Origin of the sequence: Microbulbifer sp. SH-1 (assembly GCF_011326135.1) — a bacterium.
Lineage (GTDB): Bacteria > Pseudomonadota > Gammaproteobacteria > Pseudomonadales > Cellvibrionaceae > Microbulbifer > Microbulbifer harenosus.
Genome location: NZ_CP046948.1, coordinates 3,483,507 through 3,499,086, shown reverse-complemented (window position 1 = coordinate 3,499,086; position 15,580 = coordinate 3,483,507). Strand labels below are relative to the sequence as shown.

The 15,580-nt window shown below is 61.2% G+C and carries 13 protein-coding genes; 10 read left to right on the top strand and 3 right to left on the bottom strand.

What is annotated here, in order from left to right:
* Positions 1–10: 10 nt before the first annotated feature.
* Positions 11–778: an exodeoxyribonuclease III gene (locus GNX18_RS14345; RefSeq protein ID WP_138234212.1), complete on the top strand. Its 768-nt coding sequence runs from the start codon at positions 11–13 to the stop codon at positions 776–778.
* A gap of 70 nt (positions 779–848) precedes the next feature.
* On the opposite strand, the gene GNX18_RS14340 is transcribed toward GNX18_RS14345, so the two are convergent.
* Both GNX18_RS14340 and rph read right to left on the bottom strand, forming a co-directional pair.
* Positions 849–2,549, bottom strand: coding sequence for a hypothetical protein (locus GNX18_RS14340; protein WP_205827938.1), 1,701 nt, complete (start codon positions 2,547–2,549; stop codon positions 849–851).
* A gap of 123 nt (positions 2,550–2,672) precedes the next feature.
* Positions 2,673–3,392, bottom strand: coding sequence for a ribonuclease PH (rph, locus tag GNX18_RS14335; RefSeq protein WP_166218930.1), 720 nt, complete (start codon positions 3,390–3,392; stop codon positions 2,673–2,675).
* A gap of 209 nt (positions 3,393–3,601) precedes the next feature.
* On the opposite strand from rph, the gene GNX18_RS14330 reads away from it, so the two are divergent.
* The 4 genes from GNX18_RS14330 to GNX18_RS14315 all read left to right on the top strand — a co-directional run bounded on the left by GNX18_RS14330 (position 3,602) and on the right by GNX18_RS14315 (position 8,591).
* The gene (locus GNX18_RS14330) at positions 3,602–4,471 is read left to right on the top strand and encodes a YicC/YloC family endoribonuclease (RefSeq protein WP_138234210.1); all 870 of its coding nucleotides are present in this window, start codon (positions 3,602–3,604) and stop codon (positions 4,469–4,471) included.
* 19 nt (positions 4,472–4,490) lie between these two features.
* Positions 4,491–5,714, top strand: coding sequence for a glycosyltransferase (locus GNX18_RS14325; RefSeq protein WP_166218928.1), 1,224 nt, complete (start codon positions 4,491–4,493; stop codon positions 5,712–5,714).
* Between the two features lie 146 nt (positions 5,715–5,860).
* Positions 5,861–6,130: a hypothetical protein gene (locus GNX18_RS14320; protein ID WP_166218926.1), complete on the top strand. Its 270-nt coding sequence runs from the start codon at positions 5,861–5,863 to the stop codon at positions 6,128–6,130.
* Between the two features lie 379 nt (positions 6,131–6,509).
* The gene (locus tag GNX18_RS14315) at positions 6,510–8,591 is read left to right on the top strand and encodes a S8 family peptidase (protein ID WP_166218924.1); all 2,082 of its coding nucleotides are present in this window, start codon (positions 6,510–6,512) and stop codon (positions 8,589–8,591) included.
* A 77-nt stretch (positions 8,592–8,668) separates the two neighbouring features.
* Here the strand turns inward: GNX18_RS14315 and GNX18_RS14310 are convergent, their stop codons facing one another.
* Positions 8,669–9,676 (bottom strand): NAD(P)-dependent alcohol dehydrogenase, encoded by a 1,008-nt coding sequence (locus tag GNX18_RS14310; protein ID WP_166218922.1) that lies wholly within the window; start codon positions 9,674–9,676, stop codon positions 8,669–8,671.
* 155 nt (positions 9,677–9,831) lie between these two features.
* Here GNX18_RS14310 and GNX18_RS14305 point away from each other — a divergent pair, with 155 nt between their 5' ends.
* The 5 genes from GNX18_RS14305 to GNX18_RS14285 all read left to right on the top strand — a co-directional run bounded on the left by GNX18_RS14305 (position 9,832) and on the right by GNX18_RS14285 (position 15,565).
* Complete coding sequence (locus tag GNX18_RS14305; RefSeq protein ID WP_166218919.1) at positions 9,832–11,088, top strand: sterol desaturase family protein; 1,257 nt, start codon at positions 9,832–9,834, stop codon at positions 11,086–11,088.
* 215 nt (positions 11,089–11,303) lie between these two features.
* Positions 11,304–11,924: a guanylate kinase gene (gene gmk / locus GNX18_RS14300; protein WP_166218917.1), complete on the top strand. Its 621-nt coding sequence runs from the start codon at positions 11,304–11,306 to the stop codon at positions 11,922–11,924.
* A gap of 307 nt (positions 11,925–12,231) precedes the next feature.
* Positions 12,232–12,495 carry a DNA-directed RNA polymerase subunit omega gene (rpoZ, locus tag GNX18_RS14295; RefSeq protein ID WP_138234202.1) on the top strand — a complete coding sequence of 88 codons (264 nt, stop codon included), beginning with the start codon at positions 12,232–12,234 and terminating at the stop codon, positions 12,493–12,495.
* 58 nt (positions 12,496–12,553) lie between these two features.
* Positions 12,554–14,671: a bifunctional GTP diphosphokinase/guanosine-3',5'-bis pyrophosphate 3'-pyrophosphohydrolase gene (gene spoT, locus GNX18_RS14290; protein WP_166218915.1), complete on the top strand. Its 2,118-nt coding sequence runs from the start codon at positions 12,554–12,556 to the stop codon at positions 14,669–14,671.
* A 510-nt stretch (positions 14,672–15,181) separates the two neighbouring features.
* Positions 15,182–15,565 carry a RidA family protein gene (locus tag GNX18_RS14285; protein ID WP_105102516.1) on the top strand — a complete coding sequence of 128 codons (384 nt, stop codon included), beginning with the start codon at positions 15,182–15,184 and terminating at the stop codon, positions 15,563–15,565.
* Positions 15,566–15,580: the final 15 nt, after the last annotated feature.

Below are 15,580 nucleotides of genomic sequence, written 5' to 3'. Positions count from 1 at the left end.
GGGGCTAATAATGCGAATAGTGAGTTTGTCCGTAGATGGAGTGCACCAGGCGGCACAGCGCGGGCTCTACGACTGGCTGGCAGATCAGGACGCGGACATCATCTGTCTGCAGGATCTGCGCTCACTGGAACCGGAGCTGGATCATCCCATCTTCCATCCGGACGGTTACTACAGCTATTTCTTCGATTCCGGCACTCCCCACGAGAATGGCGTCGCCATCTATACGCGCGCCCAGCCCAAGGCACTGATCTACGGCATGGGTTTTGCCAATGGCGTCGACATGTACGGCCGTTACCTACAGGCGGATTTCGAGCGCCTTAGCGTCGGCTCACTGCTGGCTCCGGTGGCGACTGATGAGGCCTCGCTGGAAGTGAAAGTGCAGTTTTTCGACGATATGCAGGCACACCTGGCCAAGATCAGCCGCAAACGCCGCGACTTCATCTTCTGCGGCAACTGGGGCATGGCGCACCGCCGCGCCGATGTGGAGAACTGGCAGGACCACCAGGATACCCCCGGCTTCATGCGCCACGAGCAGCGCTGGCTCGACCAGCTGTTCAACGAAATCGGCTACGTGGACGCCTTCCGCCGCATCGTGAAAGACCCCGATGAGTTTACCTGGTGGCCGAGCGGCAAGGTGGGCGAGGGCGATGGCTGGCGCACCGACATGCAGATCGTCTCCCAGACGCTGAAAAACAAGATCGAGTACGGCGCCATTAACAAGAATGTGGCGTTCTCCAGCCACCTGCCGGTGATCATGGATTACGATCTGGAAGTCTGATGGTCGCCTGAGCCGGGCTGAATAGGGCACTAAAACGGGCGCATCGAGAACTCGATGCGCCCGTTTTTATTTACTGGATACGGGAAGCCGCAAGCTTGATATCAGCGTCGCGCCACGCGCGCTGGAAGCGGCCCTCAATCAATGCCGCCTCCTCCGTTTTTTCCTGGGCGCGCAGCGCCTGGGCAAGCCCGAACAGGCCCCAACCGTTATCCGGATACCGCGACAGGTTCTGCCAGTACACCGTTTCCGCCTCCGCCGGGCGCCCCGCGGCCAGCAAAATGGCCCCCAGTGCAAGCCGCGGCGGATAGTGCCACTCGTTCGGCTCGGTATACACAAGCCCCTCTTCAAGGCGCACCGCACGCTCAAGATGACCTATCGCGGTGGCGTAATCCTTTCTCGCCGCCGCCAGCTCCCCCGCCAGTACTTCCGGTGCGATGGCCAGAATCTGCTTGGCGCTGTTGGGCGAGAACATCGCGTAGTCCAGCGATGGTCTGGCGGCAATGGTCTGCACCTGCTTCAGTTCCGCTTCCGCACGGTCCAGCTGCCCCTTGCCGATGAAGGCGAGACCGCGCACATAGTGCCAGGCACCGGTGAGGAACGGGTCCTGTGCCGGCTTCGGCAGCGCCAGCACCTGATCCCATTTGCCGAACCGCGCCAGCGACCAGTAGGGAATTACGCGGAAGCCCGCCAGCATCGGCATCTGCGCGAGGGATTCATCACTGACCTGCGCCGCGGTCTTTTCTGCGGCGTCTATGGCCGCGGCACTGCGCCCCTGGGCGGTGGTGGCGAACCACAGGAAGTGGAGGTTGTGCGGGTAGTAGGCCATGGGGTACAGGCCCTGGGCGCGGCACTGGCTTATGTAATCCTCATCCGCGGCAATGGCGCGCTCATTGGCACTCGCGGAATCCGCGTAGCGGCCGACACGCTGGTAGATATGTGCCGGCATATGCACGATGTGGCCGGCGCCAGGCATCAGGCCGCGCAGGGTATCCGCGGCTTTTTCCGCGCGCTCCGGTGTGTCGGTGGGTTCGATCAGGTGGATATACAGGTGCAGGGCACCCGGGTGTTCGGCGTTCTGCGCCATCACCTTTTCCAGCAGCGCGACGATTTCTTCGGTGCCCGCATAGGGTGTGCCGTCCCGCATCCAGTAATTCCACGGCCGCAGGTCCATCATCGACTCCGCGTACAGGGTGGCGATATCCAGATCGTCGGGATACTTCTGCGCCACCTGGGCCATGGCCGCGGCATAGGCCACATCCGCCTTTTTGCGCTCCGCCGGGTCACCGGTATAGCGTTTACTCAGCGCCTCGATCAGCGCGCGCTCCCGTGCACTGGCACTGCTCGCCAGGGCCTGCGCCTTGCGTACCAGCTCGCGCGCCTGCGGCTCTGCCTCCGGATCCATCGGCGCGTTGATGTTTGGCCCGAGCACCAGCGCCTGCCCCCAATAGGCCATGGCGCAATCCGGGTCCAATCGCGCCGCTTCGCGGAACGAACGGCCGGCTTCCGCGTGGTTGAAACCGTAGGCGAGGTTCACGCCCTGATTGATGTACTGCTGCCCCTTCTCAGAGGCGCAGCTCACCGGGAAGGTGTGTTTGCCGAGATTCTGCAGGCGGGGGGCGAGACTACCTGTGGGCGAGGGTTGATCGCCGCCGTCCGGCTCGTGGTAGTGCTTGTGATGGGCGCTCGGCTCCTCGCGGGTTTCCTGCGCAGCGATGGGCAGCGCACCGGTCACCAACGCGGCAAACACCGCAGCAAGGTACATTCTTTTCATCGGCTCTCTCGCTATTTTGGTTGAGGTTCCGGGAGCGAACCTGGAGAACAGCCTATGACAAAACGGGCGGCGGCCCGCCACTTGAAGTGGCAAAGTCCGCCTGTTTTTGGAGTGACGGCCTGACTACTCTGCCAGCGCCTTTTTCTGGATCTCGATCAGCTCGCGGATGCCCGCCTTGCCCAGCGCCAGCATTTCGGCAAACTGCTGCTCGGAGAACGGCGCGCCCTCCGCGGTGCCCTGCACCTCAATCATGCCGCCGTCTTCCGCCATCACCAGATTCATATCGGTGTCGGCGTTTGAATCTTCCGGGTAATCCAGATCCAGCACCGGTACACCGCCGTAGATGCCCACGGAAATCGCCGCCACCATATTTCTCAGCGGATCGGTGGCAATCATTTTCTCCCGCTGCATATAGCGAATGGCATCCACCAGCGCCACACAGGCGCCGGTGATGGATGCAGTGCGGGTGCCACCGTCTGCCTGGATCACATCGCAGTCGAGAGTGATCTGGTGTTCGCCCAACAGCTTCAAATCCACCGCTGCGCGCAGGGAGCGGCCGATAAGACGCTGGATCTCCACCGTGCGCCCGCCCTGCTTACCGCGCGCCGCCTCGCGCCCCATCCGGGAGCCGGTAGAGCGGGGCAGCATGCCGTACTCCGCGGTAATCCAGCCACTGCCCTTACCGCGCAAAAACCGCGGGACTTCCGCCTCAACCGACGCGTTGCAGAGCACCTTGGTATCGCCGAACTCCACCAGCACCGACCCCTCCGCGTGACGGGTGTAGTGGCGGGTGATGCGCACATCGCGCAGTTGCTCTGGTTTGCGGCCGCTCGGTCGCTGCATATAACACCTCATGTTCTATCAAATAAGATCCTTCAAGGCCGGCCATTATAGCCATCAAATCCGGCTATCACCCTGTGCTATGCTTTGCCGCTCTTTTTTCCACCCCGATTCCAGGGCACCTTTAAAAAACCGCTGCGAGCGGGCGCCGCCAGGCACATCCGCAGTAGATTTTCAGAGGTGCCTGCAAAGCTTTTCTGGAGCACGGCATTATGGCCAACGACAAAGTGCGCAGCATGACCGCCTTCGGGCGCGCGGAAGTGAACTACTCCACCGGCACCGCCGTGTGGGAAATGCGCTCCGTCAACCATCGCTACCTGGAGCCCCACTTCCGCCTGCCGGAAGCCGCCCGCGCACTGGAGCCCAAACTGCGCGAGCTGCTGCGCAAGAACCTGAACCGCGGCAAAGTAGAAATGACCCTGAACCTCAAGGCCAACAGCGGTGAAGTAACCGGCCTGCAGATCAATCAGGCGCTGGTCGAGGAACTGGTCAGGGCCGCAATGCAGGTGACCCCGGAAAGCCAGCCACTCAATCCGCTGGAAGTACTCAAGTGGCCGGGTGTCATCGCCGAGCCGGAAACCGACACCGCCGAACAGGCCCGCGCCATCCTCGACGGCTTCCAACAGGCGCTGACGCAGGTGGTGGACAACCGCGAGCGCGAGGGGGCGGAACTGGCTGGCTTTATCGAAGCGCGCATCAAGGGCATCGGCGAACAGGTCGCAAAGGTGCGCGCGCTGCTGCCGCAGATACTGCAGAACCAGCGCGAGAAGTTGAAAACCCGCCTGCAGGAGCTGCTGGAGGAAATCGACAAGGACCGCATTGAGCAGGAGATCGCCCTGCTGGCACAGAAGGCCGACGTCGACGAAGAACTCGACCGCCTGGACGCCCACATCACCGAGACCCGCCGGGTGCTTAAAAACGGTGGTCCCATCGGCCGGCGTCTGGATTTCCTGATGCAGGAGTTCAATCGCGAGGCGAATACGTTGTCGTCAAAAGCGGTGGTGACCGATACCACCCAGGCCGCGGTGGAGCTGAAAGTGCTGATCGAGCAGATGCGGGAGCAGGTGCAGAATATCGAATAGTTTTCAGGTGTCTTCCGGCATGCCGGGCAAAACCGCACTGCTGCTCGCCAAGCAGTGGCCCGAGCCAGCGTCTACCGCCGCCGGCCGGCGCACGCTGGATATTCTCGATCTACTGGCGGAGGCGGGCTACCGGATTGAAATCGCCAGCCCCGCACAGCCCACACCATTTCAGGCCAGCACAGGTTACGGCGAGCATCAGATCGCGGTCAACGACGACCGTTTTGATGCCTGGGTGCGCGCACTGGATCCCGCACTGGTGATTTACGATCGCTTTGTCATGGAGGAACAGTTTGGCTGGCGGGTACACGCGCAGTGCCCGCATGCGGTCACCCTGCTCGACACCAGCGATTTCCACAGCCTGCGCGAGGCGCGCCACCAGGCACTGAAAAGCGGGCAACCACTGGACCTGTTTCACCCCATCGCCGAGCGCGAAGTGGCGGCCATGGCGCGCTGCGATCTCGCGGTAATGATTTCGCAAGTCGAGGTGGAGCTGCTGAAACAGCACTTCGCCCTGCCGGACTGGCAGCTGTACTACCTGCCCTTCCTGGTGCGGGAACTGCCCGATATGAATTCATTGCCGGGCTTTGACGCGCGCCGCCACTTGGTGATGATCGGTGGGTTCAAACACGCCCCCAACCGCGATGCCACCAATTGGTTTGCCGAGGCCATCTGGCCGCGACTGCACCCACTGCTGCCCGGTGTGGAGTGCCACGTATACGGCGCCTACTCGGATCACGCGATGCATCGACTCACCAATCCCAAGACAGGCTTGCGCATTTACGGGCGCGCCGACGACGCCCTGACCACGCTTGCGCGCTACCGACTGAACCTGGCGCCACTGCGCTTCGGCGCCGGGCAGAAAGGCAAAATTCTGGACGGCTGGCTCTCCGGCACACCTACGGTTACCACACCTGTAGGCGCCGAATCCATGGCCGGTGAGGGCGATTGGGGATACCCGCTCAGTGACGATGCGGATCAGTTTGCGCAAACCACGGCGCGCCTCTATCAGGACAAAACCGCATGGCTCAGGGTGCGCGATGCCGGCTGCCGCGCACTTGCCGACAACTTTTGCTACACGCAGCATGCGGCGGCATTTATCGAGCGACTGGAAAATATCACCGCGAACCTGCAGGAGCATCGCAAGCGCAATATTTGGGGGCGCATCCTGAGGCGCACCGAGCATCGTGCCGAGGAATTCATGAGCCGCTGGATCGAAGCCAAAAACAAGGCTGCCGGCACATAAATCGGCGTTAACACTCGCGCCATCACCACGACCTAATGAGCAATATTTTGCTCATTTTTTTAGGGTTAGCGGTTTTATGTGCAAAAAAACTCCCAAAATCTAAGCTTGGTGCTATTTTTGAGTGAATTTTTGCTCAAAATGCGTTTATGAAATCACTGACGGTGCAAATACTCGTGGACGGCCAGTGGCAGGACGCCGCCGAACTGACTCTGTCCCAGCCGGAGCGGGGTGCCGCCAGTCCCACAACCCTGGGCTACAACCTCGACTACGCCCTTCGGTGGATGGAGCGGGACAAGAGCAGCCCCGCGAATACGGTTATCAATAAAGTATTCAAGCCCTTCGGCTTGCGGGCGGGCCTGGTACCTATACACATCCACGTGGTGCAAAAACTTCTGACACAGCAAGTGAAGCAATAAATTCAACAACCCGCTGCTATCTTGCACAGGTCATCCTTGCGCCCACCACGCCCGTGCGGCTTTCCTGTTTTTACTCCGCTTTATCTCAGCCAGATGAAAACTTTTTGTGCGCCACCCGCGGAGACTTCCGTCACAGACCCAAACCCACCTAAAACGCGCGTACCAAGTAAATCCTGATTTTGGCGCAAATTCCAAAGAGTTGTCCCAATTTTCAATTGCGGGCGCAACCATCTTCCTCGTTAAACCATTACCTCGAAACGTTGATACAACAAAATTGTACTTGGCATTCGGGGCCTACTGCCCAGGAGTTCCGCAGTGTGGTTGACGACGGCTCTACCCAGCTCCGTCGATAAAAATAATTATGGAGAAATTCGCAACAATGAAATTTTCAGCATTATTGAAACAGCAACCCGGCGCCGTACTCGGCGCAGCAACACTGTTGTTCAGTGCCACTTTCGGTATGAGTTTCACTGCGCAGGCGGTGGAACCGGAGCTGTCCGCTATGGCGGTGGCGCCGGACGAAGTGGTGACAGACCGCATCATCGTGAAATACAAGAGCACCATGGCGGGTGCCAATGCGATGTCCATGTCGCAGACCGCAATGGACCGTATTGCGCAAACCGCAGGGCACCGCGTCACACATATGCGCCGTCTCGCCACCGGGGCACAGTTGATGAAGCTGGAGCAGCGCACCAGTAAAGCGGAACTCGATGCCATTATCGCGCGCCTGCAGCAGGACCCGCAGGTGGAATACGCCGAACCCGACCGTTTGATGCAACCCATGGCTGTCCCCAACGACACCAACTACAACCAGCAGTGGCATTACTTTGAAGCCACCGGCGGCCTGAACCTGCCGAGCGCCTGGGATGTGACTCAGGGAGAAGGCGTGGTAGTGGGAGTAATCGACACCGGTTACCGCCCGCACGCGGACCTGAACGCCAATATACTGCCGGGTTACGACATGATCTCCGATACCACGGTAGCCCAGGATGGAAACGGTCGCGACTCCGATGCCAGTGATCCTGGCGACTGGTCTCCCGCCGGTGCTTGTGGCGCCGGGCAACCCGCGCGCAACAGCAGTTGGCACGGCACCCACGTGGCCGGCACCATTGCCGCTGTGACCAACAACGGCACCGGTGTGGCGGGTGTGGCGTATAAATCCAAGATTGTGCCTATTCGGGTGCTGGGCCGCTGCGGCGGTTACACTTCGGATATTGCCGACGGCATAATCTGGGGCGCTGGCGGTAGCGTCAGCGGTGTGCCGGCCAACCAGAATCCCGCGCAGGTTCTTAACCTGAGCCTCGGCGGCAGCGGCAGCTGTGACACCACCACCCAAAACGCCATCAATACTGCTCGCAGTCTAGGTACCACCGTGGTAGTAGCCGCGGGCAACTCCAACGCCAATGCCGCCAACTACAGTCCCGCCAGCTGTTCCGGTGTCATTTCCGTGGCGTCCACCAACCGCGCCGGCAGCCGCGCCTATTACTCCAACTACGGCAGCGTGGTGGATGTGGCGGCACCGGGCGGTGAAACCTCAGTAAGCTCCAACGGCGTACTGTCCACCCTCAACAGTGGCAGCCAGGGCCCAGGTAGCGACAGCTATGCCTTCTACCAGGGCACCAGTATGGCCGCGCCGCATGTGGCCGGTGCCGCCGCACTGCTGTATGCAGTGGATAGCGGCATCACACCGAGCGACGTGGAGTCCATCCTGAAGAACACCGCGCGCAGCTTTCCCGGCACCTGCAACCAGTGCGGCTCCGGTATCGTGGATGCCTCCGCAGCGGTCGCGGCAGCCAACGGTGGCGGCGGCAGTGATCCGGAACCCGGCGACGGCGAACTTACCAACGGCGTCGCGGTGACCGGCCTTTCCGCCAGCAGTGGACAGGCCCTGTACTTCACGCTTGAAGTGCCGGCCGGCGCCAGCAACCTCAGCTTCTCTATCTCCGGTGGCAGCGGCGATGCGGACCTGTATGTGCGCTATGCCAGCCAGCCCACCACCGGCAGTTACGATTGCCGCCCCTATCTGAATGGCAACAACGAAACCTGCAATATCAGCAATGTGCAGGCGGGGACTTACCACGTGATGCTGCAGGCCTACAGCAGCTTCTCCGGCGTCAGCCTTACGGGCAGCTTTGACGAGGGCGGCAGTGGCGGTGGCGCCACCGGCTGGACCGAAAGCAACCTCTCGGGCGCTTCGGGGTCCTGGCAGCACTTCACTCTGGATGTGAACAGCGGCATGGCGGCGCTGGAAGTACTGATGAGCGGCGGCAGTGGCGACGGCGACCTGTACGTACGGTACGGCGCACAACCCACCACCAGCAGCTACAACTGCCGCCCCTACCGCAACGGCAATAACGAGAGCTGCAGTTTCAGCAATCCACAGGCCGGCACCTGGTATATCAGTATCCGCGGTTACAGCGCCTATTCAGGCGTCACACTGCAGGCGGAAGCCGCGCCCTGATCGCGAACCGATCCGCTCGATTCCAAACTGATTCACCTCTTCCTTTTCTGGCCGGCATCCGCCGGCCTTTTTACTGCTTACTTTCCCGCTTCCAGAACGATGCGATAGCGCGCTTTGCCGCTCTCCAGCCGCTCGAACGCTTCGTTTACCGCACTCATGGGAAAGTGCTCCACTTTTGGCGCGATCCCGTGGCGGGCGGCAAATTCGAGCATATCCGCTATGGTGGCGGGGCTGCCCACGGGTGAGCCCGAGACCTGGCGTTGGGTCATCAGCAGATTGAACACATTGAGATCCAGCGGCGCGGTGGTGGCACCGACAAAGTGCAGGCGACCGCGGGGCCTCAGCGTGGCGAGGTAAGTGTTCCAGTCCAGCTTCACGTTTACGGTGGAGATAATCAGGTCAAAACTGCCGGCGGCAGCCTTCAGCGCTTTGGGATCGCGACTGTCCAGCGTGTGATGCGCCCCCAGTGACAGCGCCTCTTCGCGTTTGCTGTCACTGGAGGTAAACGCCGTCACTTCACAGCCCCAGGCATTCAGGAACTGCAGGGCGAGATGGCCGAGGCCGCCAATGCCAATGACGCCGGCGCGGCTGTTGGGCTTGATGTCGAACTGCACCAACGGGTTGTACACGGTGATGCCCGCGCAGAAGAGCGGGCCGACCACTTTCGGGTCGAGCCCGTCGGGGATCGGCACCACACTGCTGGCACTGGCGCGCACCCTGTCAGCAAAGCCGCCGTGGTGGCCGATGATGGTGGGCTGAGCCTGAGAGCAGAGATTTTGATTGCCGGTGTCGCACTCGCCACAGTGGCCGCAGAATCCCGCGTGCCAGCCGAGCCCGACACGCTGGTCTTTCTTCAGGTGGCTTACACCGTCGCCCAGTGCCGCGATACGGCCCACCACCTCGTGCCCGGGCACAACGGGGAAGGCGGTCATGCCCCATTCGTCATTCACCACGCTCACATCACTGTGGCAGAGGCCGCAGTACTCCACCGCGATTTCCACCTGGCCGGGGGGAAGGCTGCCAGGGTCATAGCTGAAGGGCTTGAGCTCGGCACCGGCGCTGTCGGCGGCGTAGGCGTTGATCATGGTGACTCCCATTTGTGTTGGCGGTGAATAGGTGACAATAGCGTACGGATTTCGGAATCCGGTCTCCGCTGGACATTGTTCACGTCGCGGCCTGTGGCAACATTACCCGCGAGGTCAAAACAACGATAACGATATAGACAATTTCCGAGGTGTCCGTGGGACTCGTTACCGCCGCCATTCCATTTTTCCTGCTCGCCGTACTGATTGAACTGGCACTGGACCGCTGGCGCGGCTGGGGCCTGTACCGGCTGAATGACGCCATCGGCAGTCTCGGCGCCGGCATACTCAGCCGCATCCTCGGTCTGGTGCGGGTGGGCATCCTGGTGCTGCTCTACATTCCCCTGTACCAATGGCTGGAACCCGTCTACCGGCAGCTCGGTATCAGCTGGTCCCTCGACAACCCCTGGCACCTGCTGCTGGCCGTGATCGCGTACGACTTTTGTTACTACTGGAAGCACCGCGTCAGTCACGAAATCAATATCTTCTGGGCGGAGCATCTGGTGCACCACCAGAGTGAGGACTACAACCTCACCACCGCGCTGCGCCAGTCCAGCGACCTGGTGCCGCTGGGCTGGATCTTCTACCTGCCGCTGCTGTTGATCGGCCTGCCGTGGGAGCTGCTGGTCACCGCCGGCGCCATCGACCTGATCTACCAGTTCTGGGTGCACACCCAGAAGATTCCCGCTTTTAAAAGAGGGATGCGCTGGATGGAATGGATCCTCGTCACCCCCTCCAACCACCGGGTGCACCACGCCCAGAATAAGGTGTATGTGGACCGCAATTACGGCGGCGTGCTGATTATTTGGGATCGCCTGTTCGGCACATACCAGGAGGAGCTGGACGAGGAACCCTGCATCTATGGCGTGCGCAAACCGCTGAACAGCTTTGATCCGCTCGCCGCCAACCTGCAGCACTTCAAGCGCATGTGGCTGGACGCGGTGTACACCAAGAGCTGGAAGGAGAAACTCACCCTGTGGTTCCGCGCCACCGGTTACCGCCCCGCGGATGCAGAGGCGGCGATGCCGGTGCCCAGTTGCGATCTGGCTAATTTCCAGCGCTACGACCCCAAGGTTGCCCGCGGCCTGCGCTGGTATGCGCTGGCGCAGCACCTGGTTTATTCCATCGCCACGCTCGCGCTGCTGCAGTACGGCAAAACCCTGGACTACGCCACCACCGCGCTGCTGGTGCTGATGCTGGTAGCAGGGCTGGTGGTGAACGGACGCATTTTGGATGGCGAAGTGCGCACCCGCCTGTGGGAACCGGGCCGGCTGGGCGCGCTGCTGGCCGCGCTGCCGCTGTTGCCCCAGGCGACCTGGGCCGCGGTTGCCGGCTATTGTGTGGCCAGCGCCGCGCTCTGGTGGTGGTTGGTTTTTAATGGCAAAGGCGATACAGTCACCCCCGTTAGTCATTAACGTTAGGAATCCGCTGTAGCCCGCACTTTTGCTGAGTCCGGGTTGAGTTTCCGCAGGCACTCCCGGCCGGCTTCAGCCACCTGTCTCCCCGGAACAGGTGGCCGAAAAAGCCCAACACTTTTGCCCCCAGCACCGGTCGGGGGACTGCCTGTCTCGCATCCGTTATACTCCCCGCCAATCTGTTTCCACTCACCACCACTGCAGCAAGGTTCGCCGTGTCCACAGGTACTCTTTATACGGTCTCTGCGCCCTCCGGCGCCGGTAAAACCAGCCTCGTGAAAGCGCTGATCGAGGCCGACACCCAGGTCACCGTATCCGTGTCCCACACCACCCGGCCCATGCGCCCGGGTGAGATCGACGGCATCAACTATCATTTCGTGAGTCGCGACGAGTTCGTGCACATGCTCGGTGAAAGTGCGTTTCTGGAACACGCCCAGGTGTTCGAGAATTTCTACGGCACATCCAAAGCGTGGGTGGATGAAACCCTGGCCAGCGGTCGCGATGTGATCCTGGAAATCGACTGGCAGGGCGCGGCGCAGGTGCGCCGGCTGATGCCGGAAACCGTGGGCATTTTCATCCTGCCGCCGTCGCAACAGGCGTTGCTGGAGCGCCTGACCGGTCGCGGCCAGGACGATCAGGCGGTGATCAACAAGCGCATGGCGCAGGCGATCAACGAAATGTCCCACTATGTGGAGACCGATTACCTGGTCATCAACGACGACTTCACCACCGCCCTCAGCGAGCTACGCGCCATCATGGTGGCCGAGCGCCAGCGGCTGGTGCGGCAGCAGGAGCGGCACAGTGCGTTGCTGCAGTCGCTGTTGCGGACGCAGTAAGCCACCCGTTCTAAACGTATTCCGTGGCGGCGGCGCTACCGGGTATAGGTTTGTGAGACACGGGCTAGGCGCCCCCCCTCAACCCATCCATGGGGGCTCTTCCGCGAGGTCCCTCTCGCGGAAGGTCTCACAAACCTATACCCGGCATCGCCACCTTCGCATCTTGATCCGTGCACTGTTCGATTTGCGTACACCGCGCGGTCCGGTAGAATAGCTACCCCCAATCCATCCGGGTCTAAACCCGGCGGACGACAGAATTCGCTCTTTCTCGCCCACCCGGGCGTACCCACACTGGAACAGAAGATTTATGGCACGTATTACCGTTGAAGATTGCCTCGACCACGTAGACAACCGCTTTGAACTGGTGATTGTCGGCAGCAAGCGCGCCCGCCAGATCGCCACCGGCGGCCGCGACCCGTTTGTACCGGAAGAAAACGACAAGCCCACCGTGATCGCCCTGCGCGAAATCGAAGAGGGCTTCGTGGACGCCAGCATCCTCGACGAGCCGGAAGAAGAGCCAGTCCGCCGAGCCGCGCCGGCACCTGTATTCCTGTCCGAGCAGGACCTGTAATCCGGTTACCGACGTATTGATGCAGGATTTGCAGGAAATCTAAGAGGCGAGCGCGGCTTTGCATACTATCGACAGTCTGGCCCATCGCCTCTCGTCCTATCTTCCGCCCGATCAGATCCAGTTCGTCCGCCGCGCGTACTTCTATGCGGAACAGGCCCACGACGGCCAGACGCGGCGCTCTGGTGAACCCTACATTACCCATCCCCTCGCCGTCGCCACCATCCTGGCGGGCATGCACATGGACGCCCAGAGTCTGGCCGCGGCCATGCTGCACGACGTGATCGAAGACACCGGCATCCCCAAGGCGGCACTGGCGGAACAGTTCGGCGACGAGGTGGCGGACCTGGTGGACGGGGTCTCCAAGCTCACCCAGTTCGAAACCGACAGCCCGGCGGAAAAACAGGCGGAGAACTTCCAGAAAATGGCGCTGGCCATGGCGCGGGATATCCGCGTAATTCTGGTCAAGCTCGCCGACCGTTTGCACAACATGCGCACCCTCGGCTCGCTGAAACCGGAAAAGCGCGCGCGCATCGCCCGCGAAACCCTGGAAATCTACGCGCCCATCGCCAATCGCCTGGGTATGAACGATGTGCGCATCGAGTTCGAGGACCGCGCCTTTTTCGCCATCTACCCGCTGCGCGCCAGCCGCCTGCGCGCCGCGCTGGTGGCCGCACGCGGCAACCGCAAGGAACTGCTGGAAAAGATCCAGAACGCCATCGAGCTGCGCCTGGAGCGGGAAAAGATCGATGCGCTGGTAATCGGGCGCGAGAAGCACCTGTTCAGCATTTATCAAAAGATGCGCTCGAAGAAGAAGTCGTTCAAGGAAATCATGGACGTCTACGCCTTCCGCATCATCGTCGACAGCGTGGATACCTGTTACCGCACCTTCGGCGTTATCCACAACTTGTACAAGCCGGTGATCAGCGAGTTCAAGGACTATATCGCCATCCCCAAATCCAATGGTTATCAGTCCTTGCACACGGTGTTGTTGGGCATGCACGGGGTGCCGATCGAGGTGCAGATCCGCACCAAGGAAATGGACGAGATGGCCAACAGCGGCATCGCCGCCCACTGGCTGTACAAGTCCTCCGGGGATGAGGTGTTGAACACCGGCGGCACCAGCCAGGTGCGCGCGCGCCGCTGGGTACAGGGCCTGCTGGAGATGCAGCAGCGCGCCGGCGACTCGCTGGAGTTTATCGAAAACGTGAAGATCGACCTCTTCCCGGACGAGGTCTATGTATTCACGCCCAAAGGCAAAATCATCGACCTGCCCGCCGGCGCCACCGCGGTGGACTTTGCCTACTCGGTGCACACCGATATCGGCAACTCCTGTGTCGCGGTGCGCATCAACCAGCGCCTGGCGCCGCTATCACAGCCGCTGGAGAGCGGCCAAAAGGTGGAAATTCTCACCAGCAAGAATGTGCAGCCAAACCCCAACTGGCTCAACTTTGTGGTCACCGCCAAGGCGCGCAGCGCCATCCGTCATTTCCTCAAACACCAGCGCCACCACGACTCCATCGCGCTGGGACGGCGGTTGCTGGAAAAGGCGCTGGTGAAGTTCCACTTCAAAATCACCGATCTTACGGAAGAGCAGATCCAGCGCGGGGTAAAAGAGGCGCGCTGCGAGAGCTTTGACAACCTGCTGGAAGAAATCGGCCTCGGCAACCGCGCCGCCTTCTCCGCCGCCAAGCTACTGGTACCGCCGGGCACCACGGAAACCGAAGCCAGCCATATCTCGTCGCCGCTGACCATCGACGCCCAGGAGGGCATGATGATCAGTTTCGCCCGCTGCTGCCGGCCGATTCCAGGCGATACCATCATGGGCCATATCAGTTCCGGCAAGGGTGTGGTGGTGCACCGCGATACCTGCCGCAATGCGGCGGAGTTGCGCGAGCACCCGGAAAACATCATGGCGGTGAACTGGTCGCCGGATGTGAAGGGGGATTTCCTCGGCGATGTGCGGGTGGAAGTCGAATCCGAGCGCGGCATCATCGCGCGCCTGGCGACGCGCATCACGGAGGAGGGCGCCAGCATCGAACAGATCCATGTGGACGAGAAAGATGCTCAGCACAGCGTGATCTCGCTCACTCTGGAGGTCACCAACCGGGTGCACCTGGCGCGGGTGATGAAACGCCTGCGCAACCTGCCCGCGGTTCTCAAGATCGCCCGTCCGTAATCACCTTCTCCTACCCCAATTTAAGTACACGAAACGTCGATGCGCAGGCACGGCTACCGGAGACCATCCGTGAGACCTTCTAAAACATGGATGTTTTAGAAGAGCCCCCAGGGATGGGTCTACGGCGTGTCTCGCGGATGGTCTCCGGTAGCCGTGCCGCCACAAAACCTGCAACGGAGCTCACCTGAGCTTCGCAGTAGCACGAGAGCCCGAATAGTCCGGCCCGCCACCGGTGCCCACCCGCCAAACAACCTGTCGGCAATCGTTTGTCGGGTGGGCACCGGTGACGGGCCTCATTTGTGGCTTCTGAATTGTGGTTGCTGGCGGATGGTGGTTGCGGAGGTTTTGTTAAATTCGGAAGGGATTTGCACAATTTTTTCTGGATTGTGGATGGGTTCGCATATCGTTTCCGACTGCCTCACATTTCTCCCCAATCGGCTTAAACCGCGCTATATTCTCCCGCTTTCTTTTTCAGCAAGCAGGCCCCGCAGGGCCCGGAGAAGTAACCCCATGCCCAATCGCGCCGTGATAAAGACCGATAAGGCACCGGCCGCCATCGGCAGCTACTCGCAAGCCGTGAAAGTCGACAACACCATCTACTTGTCCGGCCAGATTCCACTGGTGCCGGAAACCATGGAGCTCGTCTCCGAGGACTTCCGCGAACAGGCCCTGCAGGTGTTCAAGAACCTGCGGGCGGTATGCGAAGCGGCCAACGGCTCGCTGGACCACATCGTCAAACTGAACCTGTACCTCACCGACCTAAGCAACTTCGCTACCGTCAATGAAGTGATGGACGAGCTGTTCACCAAGCCCTTCCCGGCGCGCGCTGCGGTAGGCGTGAGCCAGCTGCCGCGCGGTGCGCAGTTTGAAGCCGAAGCGGTGATGGTGATCTGAGCGGGATGCCGCGCG

Excerpts from the sequence above, each read along its gene's own strand:
- GNX18_RS14345 (WP_138234212.1), top strand. The coding sequence starts at position 11 with ATGCGAATAGTGAGTTTGTCCGTAGATGGAGTGCACCAGGCGGCACAG.
- GNX18_RS14340 (WP_205827938.1), bottom strand. The coding sequence starts at position 2,549 with ATGAAAAGAATGTACCTTGCTGCGGTGTTTGCCGCGTTGGTGACCGGT.
- rph (WP_166218930.1), bottom strand. The coding sequence starts at position 3,392 with ATGCAGCGACCGAGCGGCCGCAAACCAGAGCAACTGCGCGATGTGCGC.
- GNX18_RS14330 (WP_138234210.1), top strand. The coding sequence starts at position 3,602 with ATGGCCAACGACAAAGTGCGCAGCATGACCGCCTTCGGGCGCGCGGAA.
- GNX18_RS14325 (WP_166218928.1), top strand. The coding sequence starts at position 4,491 with ATGCCGGGCAAAACCGCACTGCTGCTCGCCAAGCAGTGGCCCGAGCCA.
- GNX18_RS14320 (WP_166218926.1), top strand. The coding sequence starts at position 5,861 with ATGAAATCACTGACGGTGCAAATACTCGTGGACGGCCAGTGGCAGGAC.
- GNX18_RS14315 (WP_166218924.1), top strand. The coding sequence starts at position 6,510 with ATGAAATTTTCAGCATTATTGAAACAGCAACCCGGCGCCGTACTCGGC.
- GNX18_RS14310 (WP_166218922.1), bottom strand. The coding sequence starts at position 9,676 with ATGATCAACGCCTACGCCGCCGACAGCGCCGGTGCCGAGCTCAAGCCC.
- rpoZ (WP_138234202.1), top strand. The coding sequence starts at position 12,232 with ATGGCACGTATTACCGTTGAAGATTGCCTCGACCACGTAGACAACCGC.
- GNX18_RS14285 (WP_105102516.1), top strand. The coding sequence starts at position 15,182 with ATGCCCAATCGCGCCGTGATAAAGACCGATAAGGCACCGGCCGCCATC.